The sequence below is a fragment of the Vibrio sp. R11-SG3-ISO9 genome (assembly GCF_059834255.1).
In genome coordinates, this window is sequence record NZ_JCBDGU010000035.1 from 127,923 (window position 1) to 149,182 (window position 21,260).

Sequence of the window (21,260 nt, forward strand, 5' to 3'; positions counted from 1 at the left end):
TAAAAGCGTTAGTGGTGGGCACCACTTTATTGGCGACTTGTGGGGTGCAAGCAAAGATTTCTCAATGGTCTTTAGGTGTTGCAGCTTCTTACTCTCCAGCTGTGTATAAAGAAACCCCTTCAAATAGAGCCGTGATCCCAATGGTTGGATATGAAGGAGAGCGCTTCTTTATGCGTGGTTTCAGTGCTGGTTATCGTCTATTCCCAGTTGGCACACCTCAAAATATTGTGTTTAGAGCGGTGTACGACCCAAGAACGTTAAAACCTAGTGATTCCGACAATGTCGATATTCAAAAGCTTGATGAGCGTGAAGCGTCAGTATTAGGTGGCGTAAGTTATCAAGTCATTACGCTTGTGGGGATGTTTGAAGCGACGATTGGTTCAGACATCGGTTTTAAACATAACGGTGTGTATGGTGAGGCAGCTTGGCGACTGCCGATTCGCCGCAAAGGTTGGGCGATTACCCCCTCGATTGGTTACGCTTACAACAGTGAACGTATTAACAATCATCTTTATGGTGTGAGCTCGGATGAAGCTAACAGAACAAACTTAGATGAATTTGATGCAGATTGGGACGGTCAATACTTTGTTGGGTTAGGTGGTTATATGCACATTACACCAAATATTCGCGTAACGGGTGGTGTCCGCTACACCAATCTAGAAGGCGATATAGAGAAGAGCCCAATTATCGAGAGTGGTGTCAATACTACGGCAAACGTCGGCATAGCTTACGTCTTCTAATTGTTGATTTTCTCTCTTTAAAATAATCGAACGAAAAAGGGTTGCTCACCAGCAACCCTTTATTATTTTTGTCTATCTACTATGCGTTGAAGATTTGAGATAGCTCTGTCGCACATAGGTGGTATTGGCGAGGGCAGTTGCGCCATGTCGTCAGCATGCGGCGGTACTTATCAAGCATCGGCATTTGGCTGTTGAAGTGGTGATCCGCTTTATCAAACTGCGGGTAAAGACCTTCTGAGTCAGTCAGGAAGCGCACGTAATGTACGATCTGTGCTTCAGATGCAATGTCAAAACCTAGGAACTGTAAACGACGTTGATCCACTTCTTTACGCTCTTCATCTGCAAGCATCTTGTTTGATTCTTGCATCGCGTGGTACATCTCCATGATGTCGATAATTTCGCGACACTCTGCTTCTGTTAGGCAACCAAACTCTTTGTTCAGTTCACGCATTTGTAGTTCGTAACCACGTTCTACAATCGTTTGTAGACGCTGGTATTTAGCTGAGTTCTCAGGATCCATTTGAGACATTAGGTAGTATTGATTTGATAGAATTAGACGCTGAGCATTGGTCATTTCCATGGGAGGAACCTCACTAAAAAACTAAATGTTGTAATTTGTTTGTTGAAGTAAGAGTAACAGCAATTCTACTTACCGAAACATGATCTCAACACGGATTTAATACGTTTTTTTGAAATGATCAACAGAAGTTGTAACGAAAAATGAGAGGAGATGAATAGAAACCGTGAATGAGTGGCGCAGTAGAGCGCCAATAAAAAAGCGCCTCATCAAATGAAGCGCTCCTAAAGAATTGGTTGATCAGTACTTAACGTTGGAGTGGTACTCACTCAGTATTGATACGATCTCATCCATAGTCTCTTTGCTCGGTGGATTCACACCTTCTAGAGGGTACTCAATGCCTAGAGCTTCCCATTTGTGAGCACCAAGTTTGTGGTATGGCAGTAGCTCAACTTTCTCGATGTTGTCCATGTCTTTAATGAATTCACCTAACAGGCGAGCATCTTCAGGGTTGTCCGTGTAACCAGGCACCACAACATAACGAATCCAAGTTGTCTTACCAATTTTGTGTAAGTAGCGCGCGAAGTCTAGAGTACGTTTATTAGAGACACCAATGAAATCTTGGTGAATCTCATCTCGCATGTGCTTGAGATCGAGCATCACCAAATCTGCAGCGTCGAGAACTTCATCAACCACTTCGGTGTGTTTACGGATGTAGCCGTTAGTGTCGAGACAAGTATGGATACCTTCAGCTTTTGCTGCTAGGAAGAAGTCGCGTACAAACTCAGGTTGAAGCATCGCTTCGCCGCCTGAACATGTCACACCACCACCTGAGGCTTTCATAAAATGACGATACGATTTTGCTTCGTTGATGATCTCCTCAACGGTAACTTCTTTGCCGTCATGAGTGTCCCAAGTGTCACGGTTATGACAATACATACAGCGCATTAAACAGCCCTGTAGAAACACAATAAAGCGGATTCCTGGGCCGTCGACGGTACCACAAGATTCGAATGAGTGAATGCGACCAGTTGTAGACATGAGCTGCTCTCGTATTAGTATTTATGTTGGTTATTTTATTACAAAAACGGTACATAAAATAGGGTCAATCCCCTTTGAACGCCCAAAAATAAAGGCAATCAACACCGAAGTTGATTGCCTTTATCTCTATGTTTAGCAAATGAATAATTTCGTTACTTTTCGTCTAAAAGAACGCAAAGAAAGTCACACCACCTGTTGTATAAATTGACTCTTTAGCTTCTTCGTAATCCGGGGTTTTCATGGTCAATGAGAACGCAGCGCCTACATGTTGATTGTACCAAGCTACACCAGCTACAGCTGTGGCTTGAATGTTCTCTAAAGTCACATCATAGATGGCTGGGTTTTCGCCATTTTCTAGCGCATATTTCTCGACACCAGAGCGGTCACCCTCAATCGTAATATCATTGAAGCGGTAGCGGCCTTCGATACCAGCATAAGTAAACCAGCCTCTGTTTGACGCACCAATCATACCTGGGCGGAACGGATTTTCTGATGTGATGGTTGCTGCTCCAAAGTTACCACCGAGATCAGTACCCCAGCGAAGCATAAAGCCTGTTGAAATGTCACTTCTAAAGTTACCCGCATTAATTTCTGATACGTTAGATATTTCGAAATCGGTATTTGCTACAGAGCGAGAACGCATCAAGTTGAAGTGGCTAAGGTAACCGACACTTCCGACAAACTCATCATCGACTTGGAATTCCCAACCATTTGGTTCATCAGATTTGGTAATCGAATGCACGAGTTTTTGAGCTTGTTCAGAAAGGGCGCTTTCACCAGTTGTACCCAAAGTCAGATTGAATCGTTGAGCCTGTTGTGGGTGAAGGCTGATGTAATTAAATTCCGAATGGAGAAAACCAGCATACGGACGATCATTGGCTAAAGGTTCAGTCACTTCAATATCGGATGGGGTATACATCTTGTGACCAATTGTAATTTCCCATTTATCAAGTGAGCTAGCACCCCAAGCTGAAAGACTCAATGGTTTGACCCAGCTGTAGGGAGTGATTCCTGATGATGTGTAGCTTAAAAACAAGCCGTTCGTATAGTCTTGGTCAACGCCAAAAATGCCGTCGTTATCGAGAGCGAAAGTAACGGTAGAACGCTCCGAGGCAACCGATGAAAAAGACAATAGAAGTAGAGGTAAAAAACGGACAAGCTTCATTAAAAAGTACTCTTTGGTAACGAACCAAAATAGTACCCCAAATTAGTGATGGGTGTGGAAAAAAAGTGAATGTAACAGAACATTTTTGCGCAACTTAACATTTCATTTTGTCGAGAGAACGCGCGAAATATCTTTGCAGATATAAAAAAGCCCCGCACATTGGCGAGGCTAATATTTTTACTGTGTTAGTCAGCTATAAGATTATAGAGACTCAGTAAATGTACGTGCGATTACGTCAGCTTGTTGCTCTGCAGTTAGAGAGTTGAAGCGAACAGCGTAACCAGATACACGGATTGTTAGCTGAGGGTATTTCTCAGGGTGCTTAACTGCGTCTTCTAGAGTGTCACGGTTAAGAACGTTCACGTTAAGGTGTTGACCACCTTCGATGCCAGCTTCGTGGTGGAAGTAACCATCCATTAGGCCTGCAAGGTTCGCTTTCTGACCTTCAACGTCTTTACCAAGAGCGTTAGGTACGATAGAGAACGTGTAAGAGATACCATCTTGTGCATCAGCAAACGGTAGTTTACCTACAGACGTCAGTGACGCTACAGCACCTTTCTCATCACGACCGTGCATTGGGTTAGCACCAGGAGCGAAAGGAGCACCAGCACGACGACCGTCTGGAGTGTTACCAGTTTTCTTACCGTATACAACGTTAGACGTGATAGTAAGAACTGACTGTGTAGGGATAGAGTTACGGTAAGTCTTAAGCTTACGGATCTTGTTCATGAACGTAGAAACTAGTTCACAAGCGATATCATCTACACGAGAGTCGTTGTTACCGTATTTAGGGTAATCGCCTTCGATTTCGAAATCGATAGCAATGCCGTCTTCGTCACGGATTGGTTTAACTTTAGCAAACTTAATTGCAGATAGAGAGTCAGCCGCAACAGATAGACCAGCGATACCACAAGCCATAGTACGACGAACGTCACGGTCGTGAAGAGCCATTAGAGACGCTTCGTAGCTGTACTTGTCGTGCATATAGTGGATGCTGTTTAGTGCAGTCACGTACTGCTTAGCTAGCCAGTCCATGAATGTGTCTAGGCGACTCATTACGTCGTCGTAGTTAAGAACTTCGTCAGTGATCTTGTCAGAAACTGGACCCACTTGAAGTTTAAGCTTCTCATCTACACCGCCGTTGATTGCGTAAAGCATTGTTTTCGCAAGGTTAGCACGAGCACCGAAGAACTGCATTTGCTTACCAACGATCATTGGAGATACACAACAAGCGATAGCGTAATCATCAGACTCTAGGTCAGGACGCATTAGGTCATCATTTTCGTACTGGATAGAAGAAGTATCGATAGATACTTTCGCACAGAAACGCTTGAAGCCGTCAGGTAGTTGCTCAGACCAAAGAACAGTGATGTTTGGCTCCGGAGAAGGACCCATTGTGTATAGAGAGTTTAGGAAACGGAAGTTAGTACGTGTAACTAGTGTACGACCGTCAATACCCATACCACCCATAGACTCAGTAGCCCAGATTGGGTCACCAGAGAATAGCTCATCGTACTCAGGAGTACGTAGGAAACGAACCATACGTAGCTTCATTACGAAGTGGTCGATCATTTCTTGAGCTTCAACTTCAGTGATCTTGCCAGCAGCGATATCACGCTCGATGAAGATGTCTAGGAAAGTCGAAGTACGACCTAGAGACATTGCAGCACCGTTTTGAGACTTAACAGCTGCTAGGTAGCCGAAGTAAGTCCACTGGATAGCTTCTTGAGCAGTTTGAGCTGGCTCAGAGATATCGAAGCCGTATTTAGCAGCCATCTCTTTGATTTGACCTAGAGCGCGGTGTTGCTCAGAGATCTCTTCGCGAAGTTGCATTGTTTCTGCTAGGTTTTCGCCGCTTTCGAACTGCTCTTGAAGAGAAGCAAATTGAGCTTGCTTGTCTTTCATTAGGAAGTCGATACCGTATAGAGCTACACGACGGTAGTCACCGATGATACGACCACGACCGTATGCATCTGGAAGACCAGTTAGAACACCAGACTTACGACATTTTAGGATGTCAGGCGTGTAGATATCGAAAACACCTGCGTTGTGTGTTTTACGGTATTCAGAGTAGATTTTTGAAACAGCTGGATCAAGAGTCTCACCGTATGCTTTACAAGAACCCTCAACCATGCGGATACCGCCGTTAGGGATGATAGCACGCTTAAGTGGCTTCTCAGTTTGAAGACCAACGATTGTTTCTAGGTCTTTCTCAATGTAACCAGCATCGTGAGAAGTGATGGTAGAGATAACAGAAGTATCGAATTCTACAGGTGCTTTAGTTGCGTTTTCCTGTTTGATACCTTCCATTACCGAAGCCCAAAGCTTGTTAGTAGCCTCAGTACCTTCAGAAACTAGGAAAGATTCGTCGCCTTCATACGGCGCGTAGTTCTTTTGAATGAAATCACGAACGTTTACTTCATTTTGCCACTCACCTGCAGCAAAACCTTCCCAAGCTTTAGCAAATTGCTCTGCCATGACATACCTACCTTTTTAGTAGAAAAAACACGTACTTTAACGCTGTTGAGCCAGCGCCCCTGTATAGGGTAGTACACTCTTATTAATAACAATATGTATTATCACATTGGATTCATATGATTATATATATTGTCATTACTTTTTAAATGGTGTCTCACTTCGATGTATTCAAGACTACGCTAAAAAAATCCTGCAAACCTTAAACTAAATCAATAAATGCTAAAAAAAGTTGAGAAAAAAGGGGTGGTGACTTTCACCACCCAAACTTTTTTTGAATTTACTCTGTTTATTTGAGTCTAGCTGTGATGGCTAGATACGTTTGGTCAGAGTATTCAGACCAACTTACAGCCAAGCTTTAATGCCGTATTGACCTTCAAGCATACCTACTGCAAGCATTGCAACAAGACAGATAACAAGTACACCTACTGGGATAACAATCTTGTCTACAAAAGATAGACGCTTAGGACGCTCTTTGTCACCGATCAGACCGTTGTTATCTAGAAGCATTGTTAGAGCCCAAGCTAGAACTGGGTTAACAACCGCAGAGCCGAAGATACAGATACCCGCTGCTTGTGAGTCTTTGCTGTCTTTAACCATCTGCATGCCTGCTTCAAGTAGAGGAAGAGATACACCAACTAGAAGAGCAACACGCATCACTGGTGGCCATACCGCAACGTCCATTGGGAAGCCAAGAATCGCAACGATGATACATAGAGAGCCAAGTAGGATTGCACCGCCCGGGATAGGACGTTTAGCGATCGCTGCTGGGATCATGTAAGTACCCCAAGATGAAGTGATGTTACCGCCACCTACAGCTGTACCAACCATTTGGCGAACAGAACACATAGTCATTGTGTCATCTACGTCCATCAGTACTTTTTCAGACTTTTTAGGGTAGTTCAGTTCTTGGAAGATACGGTGACCTAGGAAATCTGGTGACCACATTGCTACCGCAAGGATTGCAAATGGTAGAGATGCAATGAAGTGCTCCATGTTTGGAAGACCTAGCATCCAACCTTCTTCAGTAGAACCCCACCAGTAAATTGGGTTTAGGTTTGGAAGACCTGTTTCTGTTACGAACTTGATGTCGAAGCCTGCACCAAGAACCAGAGCAATTGCTAGACCAGTGAAAGCACAAACAGGAATTGCTAGCCAACGCTTGTTCACTTTAGCAAGGAAAGCGTAAAGGCCGATGGTAACAGCAAGTACGATAAGGCCAATGTAACCCATGCTACCCGCAGCAACTGTGTCAGACTCTAGACCAACAGCCCAAGCTTGGATCGAGTTGATCTGGCTCATAGTACCGGTTAGACCTAAGAAAATAAGCAAGCCACCGGCAGTACCTTCGGAAGTGAGGTTAACCAGTTTAGAGCCACCTTTGAGCAAACTCAGGATTAAACCAAACACACCGATAAGGATAGCCAATGCAAGAGGGTGAGCACCTGCAAGAGCGATGGTACCGATAAGTGGGATCATTGGGCCGTGGTTACCGGCAAGGTTTGCTTTCGGGTTGAAGAAACCAGAAGCAAGGATACAGAAGAGTAGTGCAGGAATAAGCATCTCTACACGAGCGACTTCGATAGCGAAGTCTTTACCTAGGTTCACGTGATCCCAAGCTTGCGTCAGACCTTCAGCCCAAGACATCATAACCGCAGAGTACATCGCGATGATGCCGATAGTACCAGCAAGCGCCGGAACAAGGTCTTCAAGTTCAAAACGGAAGTCACGACCAGGAAGGTTAAGGCCGAAGCGGCGAGGCTTCATGATTTGCAGCTCGTGATCTAGATAGTCGGAGCGGCTTTCGAATTCAGAAGCAGGGCGGTGTAGCTCTTGATAGCTCTTTTCTTCTACTTCAGAGTTCGCATTGTTGACAACGTCTGACATAGATTCCTCATATTTTTATTTGGTAGTAATTCTAAAAATGAATTCTATAAATGCGCAAAACTGCGTCATCTCTTTTGTTTATAACTCATTAACACAATGTTGCACGGTTTTTGCGTGCTTTGTGCAGCTAAGTTAAAAGAAACATTTGGCATTTTTATATGCCTTATTGTGTGTCGAGGAGTCTAACAAGCTTACCCTTTAGGGTGATTGATCTTGATCACTTTATGAGTTTATGTGAAAGAAAGCTACAAAATGACAATGCTCAATAAGTAATCTTTAAAAAAACGTGTAATTTGTTTTCACAACTTGACGTTTATCTCATCCCGTCACATTTCTATTAGAAAAACAAGTAAGCCTTTTAATGCTTGGCTTGTTTTTTGCTATATCATCCGTAGAGACTAAATTTTGGCGCGCTGTTGCCACAAACAGGACGGAAATAGATGAAAAAGACACAAATGTTGCCACTAGCGGCAATTATCTCAGGACTACTTGTTGGCTGTGGCGGCGGAGGCGGCGGTGGCGGTGGCGGTGCACCTGCAACCCCAAAATATACGTGGCAAATGCTCAGCTTAAATTCCATCGAAAGAAGTGCGGTAGCTAGTGGCTGTTCTATCATTGGTCAGGATGAGTCTGACGTAAATGGAACGAAGGTTATTGCGGCATATGAAGCTACCGCTAACTATAACATTCTATTCCATGACGAAAACGGTGCTATCACTGCGACGAATCAAGCAGACAGCGATGGTCGTTTCGTGATTGATAGTGGCGATGTTCCTGACGGAGGTTATGTATCTCTTGAAGAAATTGACGGTTCTATTCAAGGAACTCAAGATGTGTACATGTTTACTGTATCGAAAGCGCTACTTTCAGACATGACATTAAATGTCCGTCAACACTCTTCTACTTACTCTTGCTATCAGGGCGAACAATCACAAAAAGTAAATGTTGATGCAAATGCAGCGGTAAAAGTTGACCAAGTCGATGTTAATACGAGCTATTATCAAAGTAGTTATATTGATAACTCTGTTAACGGCAACACAATCGCAAGTGGTATAAAAGTCAATTCAGATGTTCCAGCATCACATAACGTGTTAGTTACTTTGTTTGATACTTATAGCGGCGGTGAAAATAGAGATCTGAGTCACTACGCTGTTATGGATGCTAGTTATGTCTATGATTCGTCTCAGGGTAGCGGTAGTCAAAGTGGCTTACCAACTGATGAAAATATTGTCAAACCAGTATTTACTGCCACTGGTTTGACGTTGAATAACGCAAGTAAAATCGATGTTGAAATAGATAATGAGATCCACACTTGGCAGCCTATCTACGAATCTGGACAGGTCTATGGTGTGATTGATGGTTCCTCTGTAATCGACAATTGGTCGTTTGATATTGAGGCAAGTACTGATGTGGCTTCTGGTAACTGGAATGCAAAAATCTATGACTCTGTAGATTCTGCAGGGACTACTGTCGCTTTACCTACATTGAGTGCGTTGACTGCATCTATTACTAATACAGGGTGTACTGATTATTGTTTAAGTGCTGATGGCTATGTGGTATCAGATTATCAAATTCAGAGAACGCACTTAAGATCCTCGAATAATAACAATAGAAACTTCTATCAAACTATTTTTGCCGCGCCGAACAAAGGTCAGGTGTTGATGAATAGTACCGATGAAGTGCTAAACATCGACAACAACAATGACCGCTTAGAAGTGTCTTTGGCTCAGTTAGACACGGAAAGTGAAGCGCAGGTGAAGCAGTTCTTTGCACACAACATTGATCCTCAAGTCCTAATTTCATCCGCTATTCCAAATTACAATGATGTGAACGGTCTACTCTCGATGGCATCAGACGACAAGTTGAGAAGAATCGAGATCATGGGAAGTGAAGTTCAGTTTTATCAACAAGGCGTAAACTAACTAGCAATAGCAATGTTCAAACAAATGAACTTCACATTTTGTTAACTAAAAAGCCCCGTCAATCGGGGCTTTTTTATAACTACTATTCATTGAATTGAGAGGAAAACGCTACCTAGTGCATAATAAGTCAGAGTGAAGTGCTATTTATTCCTAAATGATAGGTTAATAATTTGTTGCATGTTGCTGCGTTGGGTGCTAGTTTGTATCGCATGAAAAGGTCGGAGTACCTTGCATTTACACAAACTTGGGAGAGAAAGCGCATGAAAGATGTACCAGCGCTGGATATAAAGGACTTACACAAAACGTTTGGTCAAAATGAAGTTTTAAAAGGAATTTCGCTTTCTGCACATAAAGGGGACGTGGTTTCAATCATCGGTTCCTCTGGCTCTGGCAAGAGTACCTTTCTTCGCTGTATCAACCTTCTAGAAACGCCAACTGCCGGTGAGATTTGGGTAAACGGAGAACTTATCCAAATGAAAAACAACCGCCTTGGTGAATCAGTTCCTGCCAATGAAAAACAAGTTCAGCGAATCCGTTCTCGCTTGGCGATGGTTTTTCAAGGCTTCAATCTATGGTCTCATCTAACTGTTCTTGAGAATGTTATTGAGGCACCTGTCCATGTACTGGGTGTTCCTAAAGCACAAGCGATTGAAAACGCAGAGATGCTTCTCAAAAAAGTAGGACTGTACGAGCGTAAAGATTATTACCCTGGTCACCTTTCTGGTGGTCAACAACAGCGTGCCGCTATCGCGCGTGCATTGGCTGTGGACCCTGAAGTAATGCTGTTTGATGAACCGACATCGGCGCTTGACCCTGAACTTGTGGGTGAAGTATTGGGTGTTATGCGTGATTTGGCTGAGGAAGGTCGAACCATGCTGGTGGTAACGCACGAAATGGCGTTTGCACGTGATGTTTCTAATCATGTGATGTTCCTACACCAAGGTCTAGTGGAAGAGCAGGGCGATCCAGCTAAACTCTTTACTAACCCTGAGTCTGAACGTCTACAACAGTTTATCTCATCGATTTATTAACGTATTGCGAGTATCGCTATCAAGGTATGAGGCGGTGCTGTGTAATAAACACAACAACCAAACTATAAACACAACATTGAAAATATCTAAATCACAGGAGTAGGGATATGAAAAAGTGGTTACTGGTAGCAGCACTTGCTGCAACTGCTGCAACTGGCGTAGCTCAAGCAAAAGAGTGGAAAACAGTTCGTTTTGGTATTGAAGGTGCTTACCCTCCATTTAGCTGGACTGAAGCTGACGGCTCTATTAAAGGCTTTGACGTGGATATGGCAAATGCACTTTGTACTGAGATGCAAGTGAAATGTAAGATCGTTGCTCAAGACTGGGATGGTATTATTCCTTCTCTACTTGCTCGTAAATATGATGCGATCATTGCGGCAATGTCTATCACTGAAGAGCGTAAGAAGAAAGTAGATTTCACAGGTAAATACGCGCAAATTCCTAACAAATTTATTGCTAAGAAAGGTGCAGGCTTAGACTTTGATAACTTAGACGGTGTGAAGATTGGTGTGCAGCGTGCAACAACGCACGATAAGTACCTAACAGATAACTACAAAGATGTTGAGATTGTACGCTATGGCTCTTTTGACGAGGCATATCTTGACCTGAACAATGGTCGTATCGCAGCAGTTCTAGGTGATGCATCAGCACTTGAAGAAGGTGTTATCAACAAAGCGGGCGGTGAAGCGTACGAGTTTGTTGGTCCATCACTAACTGATCCAAAATGGTTCGGTGATGGTATGGGTATCGCAGTTCGTAAGCAAGACAAAGACCTAACCAAGAAACTAGACGAAGCGATCATCTCGCTACGTGAAAAGGGTATCTACCAAGATATCGCAGCTAAATACTTCAACTACGACGTATACGGTCAGTAATATCCTGAGAAGACTCTAGGGAGAGAGCGCATCTCTCCCTATCTCTCCCAACTTTTTCGCTGTTCTGTTGGAATTCATTATGTTTGATTTACAAGGGTATGAAGCTTCGATACTTAATGGAGCTGTACTCACAATTCAAGTTGCGTTGCTTTCGCTATTTTTAGCTATGGTGCTGGGGATGTTAGGCGCATTAGCAAAATTAGCACCTTATCGATGGGCAAGAGCCATTGCCACACTTTACACCACCATTATTCGCGGCATTCCAGACCTCGTATTGATGATGTTGATCTTCTTTGGTGGACAGATCCTTTTAAACAACAGTTTGTATTCCATCAATGAGTGGCTCAATGAGTGGTTCACTTCTAGCGACCCGAACCATGAATGGACGTCATACCTACCTGATTATATTGACGTTAGCCCGTTTATTGCAGGTGTGTTGACCATTGGATTCATTTTTGGCGCTTATATGGCCGAAACGTTCCGCGGCGCGATCATGGCGGTTGATTCTGGAGAGATGGAAGCGGCAAAAGCTTACGGTATGAGTCCTGTTAAGGCATTTTACCGCATACTGCTTCCTCAGATGATTCGACACGCATTGCCGGGCTTTGGCAACAACTGGCTTGTACTGCTTAAAACGACCGCTCTAGTATCGATCATCGGCCTAGAAGATATGGTGCGAGTCAGCGCGCTAGCGGCAGGTTCAACTAAGATGCCATTTACTTTCTACATGGCAGTTGCACTGATTTTCTTATTCTTTACCAGTGTTTCAACAGGCCTGTTAAAGCTCGTTGAACGTAAATTTAGTATTCACGCGAGGTAACTATGGACTTTTCATTGATTGTTGAAAGTTTTCCAATTTACCTGAGTGGTCTTTGGACAACGGCGTGGATGGTAACAGTAGCTCTAATTATCGGTCTTTTTGTGGCTATCCCACTAGCGATAGCACGTAACAGCCATAACATGTTGATTAATGGTCCTGCTTGGTCATTTATCTACTTTTTCCGTGGTACGCCACTACTGGTTCAGCTTTACCTGATTTACTACGGTATGGACCAATTTTTCCCAGTAAAAGATACGCTGTGGGAAAACGCATGGTTTTGTGCTTTGGTAGCATTTATCTTAAACACCTCGGCTTATACAGCAGAGATCATTCGTGGTGCGATTAACGGCCTACCAAAAGGTGAAGTTGAAGCCGCGAAAGCATACGGCATGAGTACACCGAAGACATACCGTCGCATCATTCTACCAAGTGCTCTACGTCGTGCGCTGCCAGCTTACAGTAACGAAGTTATCTTCATGCTTCACGGTTCAGCTGTTGCAGGTATCGTAACGATTATGGACTTAACCGGCGCAGCGCGTTTGGTTAACTCACGTTACTACGCTCCATTTGAGTCGTTTTTAACAGCCGGTCTGTTCTATATGGCGCTAACGTTTATCATCATCGCGATATTTAAGTATGCTGAGAAACGATTCTTGGCTTACCTAAGACCACTTAGTTAATGAAACGGCGCTTTTTAGCGCCGTTTTTTATTCCAACCTTCGCTCGTCTTCCGGTTCATACCAATCACAGTAAGTAAGTGTTCAGAAATAGCGCAGAAAAAAGGCTTGAGAACAAGGCAGCATTTTTTGATAAGTAGTTATTCTACAATCAAAAATTCTAACGCAGTTATCGAGCATTTTAGCAAGCTAAGGTGAGTAGTTATTTACTACGATTGGTATAAATTACGACTTATCTAAAATCGTTAACTTGATTCAGATCTCACATTGGTATTGAGTGTATAAATTGATTTAGAAAGAATGATAGATACACTCAGTTCAATTTTATTAGAGTGTCGTACAGTAATGAAAAAAAGCACACTATTTTTATGCATGACAATGCCTTCATTGTTACTCACTGCTTGTGGTGGAGGTAGCGGTTCTGATGGATCAACTCAACCGAAAACGGCAGTACAGAAAGCACTTGAGAGTGGCAACGCCTCTTTGGTTTCCGATCCTAATGAGTTTATCGCTGCGAGCGAATCTTTAGTTTCTGGCCTTAATCGTCAATACAATCAGATCAAGAATCACCTGATGCAAGGGGAGGGGGGACAAGCCCTTAATCAGTTGCACTGGGACCCTACCCACGACACAGCCATTATCTCTCCTACTTATGGCTTTAACGATACCATTCTTAAAACTAACAAGGCGATGAATGACAGTTACGCCGACCAAGAGCTGGTCATCGGCGTTGCTGGTTACACGTCTTCGCAAACTCGCTATGCAGCACTCGCGAGTAATCCATTCCGTACTCAGCAACGCTTTCCTGACTCCGTTAATGAGCAGATGGAGGTATGGCTGAAAAACCTGTTTAGTTGGACGGTAGGATCGGATAAGCCAGCAAAGATCGTGTTAGCTCAAATGGATCAGTCTTACTACTTTCCCGATGATGGCGCGACGCGCAATTGGATCGAGAAAAATATCAACTCGGAAGTGTCGATCAATGATGACGATGCTTGTGATGCGGGTAAATTAAAGGCGTGTCTTGAAGATAGGCCGGATCTTTTGATTATTTCCCAGAAGCTGAATGACGGTGATAACTTAAGCGATGTAGTCGAAGGCTTAAACTACGCATTTGAACATCAGATCCCTGTGTTGTATTTGCATTTAGACGGTGGAATGACGGAACTTGGCCATGCTCTGTTTGCCGAAATGCATATTCAATATGTGGGTGACAACTATTGGCGTAAATTAGGCTTATCAGATTGGGACCCCAAGCAACTTGTTGACCAGATCCCAGACTCAATTGTTGCGGAACAAGCTCTATTAAAACGTCTGAAAGACGACAGTTTTAATGTCGACCTGAAGCTATGTGATGACAAGTCCTGCACCGACGAATCCTTGATGGGTTCCGAGTTTTATCAAGCGGCGAATACCATCCGCACTCACTTGAATAATCTAGATAAACAGAAAGTTGACCTGTTTGCTAACGATGATTATCAATATGAAAAATTGATACTGCTGCTAGCTGATAGCTATCGACAAGGTGCTACTTATCCAATGGACAAGAATAACACTGAGCGAATTGATTTTCTCAGGTCCTATTTCAGTGATTACGCACAGTATCAAAGTCGAACCCTGAATGCTGCTCAACCAAGCTTGGGTAACTTCAGCACTAAAACCTTTGAAGATGTTCCGTTGATTACCAAAACGGTGACGCTAGAATCAAAACGCAATTTCCGCTCAGCGGGTTTGTATGCGCTACCGGGCCAGACAATCAAAGTGACACGTGTCGATAGTAACGATGTGAGCACTTCCATTGCATTTAACTCACTTCGTAGTGGTGCAACTCATGAGTTCTCAAAAGACGGCGGCTATGCGAGGCCTAAGTTCCTAACATCGGTCGCTTATCCTGTGGAACTTGGAGAAACCATTACTCTGACCTCTGCATACGGCGGAACACTGCAGGTTCATTTTGATAAAAATGATATCAACGTTGACCTGAAGTTCGAGAATGTTGCTCAGCATCCGGTGTGGAGAAGCGAAGAAGACAATGAACGCTTTGTTGCCGAACTCGAAGAGGCGAAATTTGATTGGGCAGAGTTGATTACTCCAGGTTTTGAGGTGCATTCAAAGTTAGACAAGATGCAAACATCAATTGGTTCAAGTGACTGGAATCAGCCACATGATATGGCGTTGGCGACTGAGCGATACATGCACAACTTCCCACACGCGTTAGCTGGTTTTAGAGGCCCTGGAATTGATGAAATAGCGGAAGTTCATGGTTATGGAGAGAGCAAAGGTTGGCAAGTCGAGACGATAGATATCGTTAAGCATATGAACGCCGACCAAGCGACGTGTGGCTATGGTTGTTCAGGAAACCCTTACGATGCTTATTGGTCGTTTCATCCACTTGGTCACGGTGATTTACATGAATTAGGGCATGGCTTAGAGAAAGGTCGATTCCGCTTCAGCGGGTGGGATGGGCATGCCACAACCAATTACTATTCCTATTACAGTAAGTCTCGATACTACCAAGATACGGGCAAAGTATCCTCGTGCCAGAGTCTAGACTTTAAAGGCCAATATGAGTTGCTTCAACAGAGCCGAACGCAGCCCGATCCTAATGCGTTTATGGAACAGCAAAATCAAACCAGTTGGAGTTGGGGCGCGCGCGTCTTCATTCAAATGATGATGTTGGCCCAAGAGCAAGGCGTATTGGACTATGGCTGGCATATGCTAGGTCGACTTCACTTGATTGAACGTGAGTTTAACCGCCTTAAGTCGAGTGATGAACTATGGAATGCGAATAAGCAAAACATCGGTTTTGGTAGCTACTCTCGCGATGAAGCAAACCAGATGTCTAATGATGACTGGTTGTTGATCGCACTTAGCTACGTTAATGAACGTGATATGAGAAACTACTTAGATATGTGGGGCTTTAGTTTTAGCGATAAAGCGAAACAACAAGTAGTCACTCTGAGCCTAGCGCCAATGCCGTTGACTTACTTTGCAAGTTCGAGCAAAGGGTATTGTGTTGATGAGTTTGCTAAAACACCGATTAGCGTGGATGGAGTGACGGCTTGGCCTCTGGATTAAATTTTCAGCTCTAGTCGAAACCAATACAAACAAAAAAGAGGCCTTATCACGAGGCCTCTTTGGTTTCAGTTCGCTATAAAGCTAAACCATAGGGTCGAAGTTCTCATTTAAAAGAGCATCTGTATAAATAACTACTTCCTTGTCTCCTTTAGTAAAGCTATAAGCAGTGATAACTTCTGTTCCATCAAGACCTAGTTTGTCTCGCATTTCTTCTTCAAGAGTTACAGTACCTGACGACATAAAGCTAAATCCCTGAAAATCTTGTATGTCTATTTCCTCAATACCCAAAGCAAAAAACTCAGCTACATGGTTGGTTCCAGAGGCGATCTCGAAATCTGGTGATGAGTCGATATAAGTATCGCTATCCCCGTGTTTCGATCTGTTTCCATCCAGATCAAAATTCTGATTAAAGGTTTTTCCCAACGATAGGGTAACTTTATCGCCGACATCATCACTACCAATTACCGCTTCGAAACCGTTGATCGATTCGCCTTTTGACATGTCTATATCAACGGGGCCTTGATTATCTGCCATTAAGATATCAAACCCTTTGCCGCCATGGATGACAGAGTCAGCCGCATCATAAATAACAGTGTCATTGCCTTGACCGGCTTTGATGACATCACTGCCTTCGCCGCCGTCTAGAACATCATCACCTTTACCGCCTTTCAGCACATCATCACCAGAACCACCATTTAAGTGATCGTCGCCATGACCACCTTTAAGTGTGTCGTCTCCGCTACCGCCAAGGACAATATCATCCCCTTTGCCGCCACGGAGCATGTCATCGCCGCTGCCACCGATGACGGTATCATCGCCCTTACCGCCTTGGATGAGGTCGTTGTCAGCACCGCCATCCAGCCAGTCGTCGCCTTTACCGCCGCGTAGGGTCTCTTTATCAGCTTCTAGACCGACAGTGGTTACAACGTCATCGAAGTCACTATCGCCACTATTTGGATTGTCATTGAAATGCTGATTACCTTCACCTGGGTTTCCGCTGTATTGATTTGGGGCGTCATCTAATGAATCAAACACAACAGACAATAAGTTATTGCCGGCAACAACGGTTATATTTGCGTTGGTATCAGAGGTAGTGTTGACTGAAGAGTTGCTCTCAAGATCTGCGATATTGAAATTTAGCTCACTGTCATTGGTTACGCCCTTATCTCCACCATCGGGAATAATGAAGAAGCCAAGGGTTTCTATACAGTGACCGATGGATAGGTCAAAGCTAGGCTTGCCGTCTTCGGCATTGTCCAAGGCGTCATGCACATTACCCCATACGACATCAATTGATACTTCACCTTTGTCATCTATGGTGTAGTAACCATATGAGTTATTAAAGCCGGCTTCTGAGCTCTCTAGGGTAATCGACAAGGTGCCTGAAAAGTTAGACAGAGAGTATGTCCCGTTGTCATTCAGGGTAGGGGTGCTGTTACTGTTGTGACCGCCAAGGATGACATCATTCCCGTGCCCGCCGACTAGGTAATCAGTACCTTCTCCAGAGAGTTCAAGCGAGTCAACAGAGGTCACATAGAAGTCACTCGAATCATCGGCGACTTCATTGCCATTCTTGTCAAACACTTCGCCCACTGCGGTGAATTGCAGTTCGTCAAAGGCTTTGAAGCCAGTATCAATGGGTGAAATGATCAAGTAGCCGTTATTATTGGATGTGCTAGAAGTTACACCATCATCTTGAACTAAATCGTTAGCAGTGAAATCACCTTCTGCAACCAACAACCCTTCGCGATAAGCCGCCCAGTGACCAGTTTCGTGAATGCCGCTACCCCCTTCATTGAGGTAGAGATTAGATATGCCAACTTTAGCGGCCATGGTGTGCTCGTCTAGAGACACGGAGAGCATTTCAGAACCGTTATCGCCGTCGTTATCATAAGAGAGGCCGATTTGGGCATTAACGCCACTTTCTGGCACGCCTTCGACACCATAGCCCGTTCCACCTGCTTTAACCTTGCCGCCCGTGGTGACAGAAACATCCGCGGTTTCTCCATCAGGTCCGTAAGCAGAGAGGTTGTCAGCGGAGCTCAACGTCACCGAGTTGTCCGCTTCATCGCTGTAGGTATTATCAAAATCAAGGAAGAACGCACCTTGGTCTTCATCATAGTAGAGTGGGTTAAAACTATCACCAATAATGATGTCATCGCCTTTACCACCACGAATCAAATCATCACCAGCCTCTGAGTGTTGATCCCAGTTACCATCGGTATCTCTGGGTGTACCATCACCGACTAAGAAGTCATTGGCTTGGTACTGATACAGCTCAACGTTAGCAATAAGGGCACCATAGGTATCTTCTGTCTGCTCATTGTCAATGGCTCTAAACGATAGTGTGTGTTCACCAGGTTCCAAGTCTAGATTGAGTTTGGCGTCGTACCATTTATGATCGAGGCCTGTACCGTCGTTTTGATATTCTGCGACCACTTCACCATCAATCAGAACTTGGAAAGGACTGGTATCGGTTTCCTCACCTCTGTGACGGTTGGCATAATCGAAAGTGAGTTGGAAGGTGCCGCCGCGGCCAAATAGATCTGGGGAGACCGTGAAGCTAGTGGAAGCGGTGGTATTGGTTTGGTCACTGCCGATACCGGCATGATTGTGTGAATCAAGTTCCAGTACGTTGCTAGGCGTTGATTCCCCTTCGCCATCACCGTCATCAGTTGGATGTTCGCCTGTAGGAGCCCCCCCGACACGCACAAATTGGATTTCCATCAAGCCTTCTGGAGATTCGTCGACACCGTTATTGTCGTTGTCAGCTTCCCAACCTTCTATGGTAGCGTAAGTCCCCCAGCTACCTCCCAATCCCGGACCTCCAGATTTATCATCACTTTCCGTGACATTAAATGTCCCGTTGGTAATCAGATTATCACCGAAGGTATGGCCATTGTGGTCGCCGTATATGGCATCATTGTTACCACCACCTTCTACGTAGTCATTGCCAGCACCACCCACGATGACATCGTCAACACAATCGATAATGGCTTGGTCTTTAGCTCTGACGGCGTCAGGGTGAGCGAGTTCACCAGTCTCATCTTTGGCATTTATGGAGTGATTCCAAGACTCAACCACATCATTGCCGTCACCGGCAAAAACCACATCAGAGCCACGGCCAGAGGCAATAAAGTCGTCTCCACCCGCACCGGCGAATACGATATCATCTCCTTTACCCGCTCTAATTGCGTCGCCATTAGGGGTATCAGTAATCCAGTTGCTGGGATCTCCATTTTGTGATTGGTCTCGGTTAGGTACCGGTACCTTGTTTGTTTCTGTGTTGGTATCAATTTCTTGTGCAGACGTCCCTGTCACATTGTTTGTTAATTGAATAGCCATTGTTATTGTCCTCTAATATATCGTGTAGATATAAGAGGCAGCACAGCCATCTCGTAAAGAGATCTGTTGCTTTCCGTCCCCACCTCGCAGTAGGTTTGGCTTTATCTTCTTTCTTGGGTTTAAATTTCTCTCATTGCTTTATAGGCACTCACTGATAATGGGTTGAGCAGGTACTCAAGAGGTGTTTGCTGTTCCAAAAGGATCATCACCTCGGCGGGCATGCCCGGGTACAACGAGATACTTTCTAACGCTTTTAACTCGGCCTTGTTTAATGAGACACGAGCTAAATAGGCGGAAGAGCCGGTCGCTTGATCGCTAATGCGGTCAGCGGAAATATGAATGAGCTTGCCATTGATTGGTGGCGTTTTTCTAAAGCTGTAGGCAGTGAGCCTGACTTGGGTGTCTAACCCAACGCGCAGTGCTTCGATGTCCTCAGGTTTTACTAGGGCTTCAACGATGAGCTCATCTTCCTGAGGGACAAGCTCCATCAGCGTTTCACCGGGTGGCACAATGGCATTTTCAGAGACGATGTTAAGCCCAACCACTACGCCACTTTGTGGGGCGACAATCTCGACACGAGTTAAGACGTCTTGCGCGTTGACCATGGCTTCACGGGTTTCATTGAGTTTACGTTCTAAGTCTTGGATCTCTTCGCCCAAGGTTTTCGCGTAAGTGTAATCTGCATTTATCAACTCAAGTTTTGCTTCGGCGATTGTGCGCTTTGAATGCCCAATTCTTGCTTTTAAATCGGCAACATCGCCTTGCAGTTGTGATCGTTCGCGTTGCAGATCAAGTAAACGCGATTTGGAGGTGTTACCCGAAAGCAGTAGCTTTTGATGCATCTGCACTTGTTCTTCTAAATACTTCAGGCTGCGAGTACCGGCATAATAACGCTGTTGAAAACCTTGCAGGTCGAGCTTTGATTGTTCAACTTTCTGCTCTAAGACTTCCGATTCGCCGGATTTTAAGGACTGTCTTTTTGCGAACAAGTTGTTTTGAGTTTTGAGTAAGCTGGCGACATTTGGGTCAGAACCGAGCGAGAGCAAGCGCATGTCGAATTGGATTTCAGGGTGATTGGCAAGCTCGGATTGCAGACGATTGAGACGTGCTAAGTCACTTTGCCATTGTGCGCGTAGTCTTAATAAAGAAGCTTGAGCCTTAGTTGGGCTCAACGTGATAAGCGGTTGGCCCTTGATGACAAAGTCACCATCTGAAACGTGAACCTGCTGAACGATTCCCCCTTCTAAATGTTGTATCGGCTTACGTTTTGATTCAACAATAATGACTCCAGGGGCAATGGCTGCTGATGAGAGTGGAGCGAGATAAGCCCATGCGCCAAAGCCGCCTAAACTGACGATGAGAACTGTCCAAATGAAGAGCTGCGTTTTTAGTGTGGAGAATATGACTTTTCTTCCGTCATCAAAACGAAGGCCCTTATCATCATAATTGAGATTAGCCATTAGAAACCTCCTTAGAGGCGACATTAAATAGCGAGCGAATAACCTTATCTGCCTGACCTGCTCGTGTAATCTGTCCGTTTTTGATTTCAACTACCCAATCCACATGACGTAATAGGCTTGGATTATGAGTCACCATGACAACTGATATTGTTTGTTTTTTTGCTAACTCTAACAATGAGATGAGGTACTCTTCTCCCTCTTGATCTAGGTAGGAGTCGGGTTCGTCC

The 21,260-nt window shown here is 44.4% G+C and carries 14 protein-coding genes, 1 pseudogene and 1 riboswitch; of the genes and pseudogenes, 7 read left to right on the forward strand and 8 right to left on the reverse strand.

The window, feature by feature from the left end; translation table 11 throughout:
* The first annotated feature begins 11 nt into the window (after positions 1–11).
* A complete protein-coding gene (locus AC6R05_RS11450) occupies positions 12–740 on the forward strand; it encodes a MipA/OmpV family protein (protein WP_500647435.1) in 729 nt (242 codons plus the stop codon).
* A 79-nt stretch (positions 741–819) separates the two neighbouring features.
* Here AC6R05_RS11450 and AC6R05_RS11455 read toward each other — a convergent pair whose 3' ends face one another.
* From AC6R05_RS11455 to AC6R05_RS11475, 5 genes are all read right to left on the reverse strand, one after another.
* Entirely contained in the window at positions 820–1,320 is a 501-nt protein-coding gene (locus AC6R05_RS11455) for a YfbU family protein (protein ID WP_255231035.1), read from the reverse strand.
* A gap of 237 nt (positions 1,321–1,557) precedes the next feature.
* Entirely contained in the window at positions 1,558–2,298 is a 741-nt protein-coding gene (gene pflA, locus AC6R05_RS11460; RefSeq protein WP_032549483.1) for a pyruvate formate lyase 1-activating protein, read from the reverse strand.
* A gap of 163 nt (positions 2,299–2,461) precedes the next feature.
* Entirely contained in the window at positions 2,462–3,463 is a 1,002-nt protein-coding gene (locus AC6R05_RS11465) for a lipid A deacylase LpxR family protein (protein ID WP_500647423.1), read from the reverse strand.
* 201 nt (positions 3,464–3,664) lie between these two features.
* Positions 3,665–5,941, reverse strand: a complete 2,277-nt coding sequence (gene pflB / locus AC6R05_RS11470) for a formate C-acetyltransferase (RefSeq protein WP_500647424.1) — start codon at positions 5,939–5,941, stop codon at positions 3,665–3,667.
* A gap of 342 nt (positions 5,942–6,283) precedes the next feature.
* Complete coding sequence (locus AC6R05_RS11475) at positions 6,284–7,825, reverse strand: DUF3360 family protein (protein WP_500647425.1); 1,542 nt, start codon at positions 7,823–7,825, stop codon at positions 6,284–6,286.
* Between the two features lie 440 nt (positions 7,826–8,265).
* Between AC6R05_RS11475 and AC6R05_RS11480 the strand changes: the two genes are divergently transcribed.
* From AC6R05_RS11480 to AC6R05_RS11505, 6 genes are all read left to right on the forward strand, one after another.
* Positions 8,266–9,747: a flagellar sheath protein A gene (locus AC6R05_RS11480; RefSeq protein WP_500647426.1), complete on the forward strand. Its 1,482-nt coding sequence runs from the start codon at positions 8,266–8,268 to the stop codon at positions 9,745–9,747.
* A 260-nt stretch (positions 9,748–10,007) separates the two neighbouring features.
* Positions 10,008–10,778, forward strand: coding sequence for an ABC transporter ATP-binding protein (locus AC6R05_RS11485; RefSeq protein WP_032549478.1), 771 nt, complete (start codon positions 10,008–10,010; stop codon positions 10,776–10,778).
* Positions 10,779–10,885: 107 nt separating this feature from the next.
* Entirely contained in the window at positions 10,886–11,653 is a 768-nt protein-coding gene (locus AC6R05_RS11490) for an ABC transporter substrate-binding protein (protein ID WP_255231029.1), read from the forward strand.
* A gap of 79 nt (positions 11,654–11,732) precedes the next feature.
* On the forward strand, positions 11,733–12,473 hold the full coding sequence (locus AC6R05_RS11495; protein ID WP_255231028.1) for an ABC transporter permease: 741 nt from the start codon (positions 11,733–11,735) through the stop codon (positions 12,471–12,473).
* 2 nt (positions 12,474–12,475) lie between these two features.
* On the forward strand, positions 12,476–13,153 hold the full coding sequence (locus AC6R05_RS11500; RefSeq protein WP_331441009.1) for an ABC transporter permease: 678 nt from the start codon (positions 12,476–12,478) through the stop codon (positions 13,151–13,153).
* Between the two features lie 342 nt (positions 13,154–13,495).
* Positions 13,496–16,228: an ImpA family metalloprotease gene (locus AC6R05_RS11505; protein WP_500647427.1), complete on the forward strand. Its 2,733-nt coding sequence runs from the start codon at positions 13,496–13,498 to the stop codon at positions 16,226–16,228.
* An 81-nt stretch (positions 16,229–16,309) separates the two neighbouring features.
* Here AC6R05_RS11505 and AC6R05_RS11510 read toward each other — a convergent pair whose 3' ends face one another.
* The 3 genes and pseudogenes from AC6R05_RS11510 to AC6R05_RS11520 all read right to left on the reverse strand — a co-directional run.
* Positions 16,310–19,573 carry a calcium-binding protein gene (locus AC6R05_RS11510; RefSeq protein ID WP_500647428.1) on the reverse strand — a complete coding sequence of 1,088 codons (3,264 nt, stop codon included), beginning with the start codon at positions 19,571–19,573 and terminating at the stop codon, positions 16,310–16,312.
* A gap of 33 nt (positions 19,574–19,606) precedes the next feature.
* Positions 19,607–19,683, reverse strand: a riboswitch (cyclic di-GMP riboswitch).
* 9 nt (positions 19,684–19,692) lie between these two features.
* Positions 19,693–21,033, reverse strand: a complete 1,341-nt coding sequence (locus tag AC6R05_RS11515; RefSeq protein ID WP_500647429.1) for an HlyD family type I secretion periplasmic adaptor subunit — start codon at positions 21,031–21,033, stop codon at positions 19,693–19,695.
* A pseudogene (locus tag AC6R05_RS11520) lies at positions 21,026–21,260 on the reverse strand (type I secretion system permease/ATPase); the annotation flags it as partial. The pseudogene AC6R05_RS11520 and the gene AC6R05_RS11515, both read right to left, overlap by 8 nt.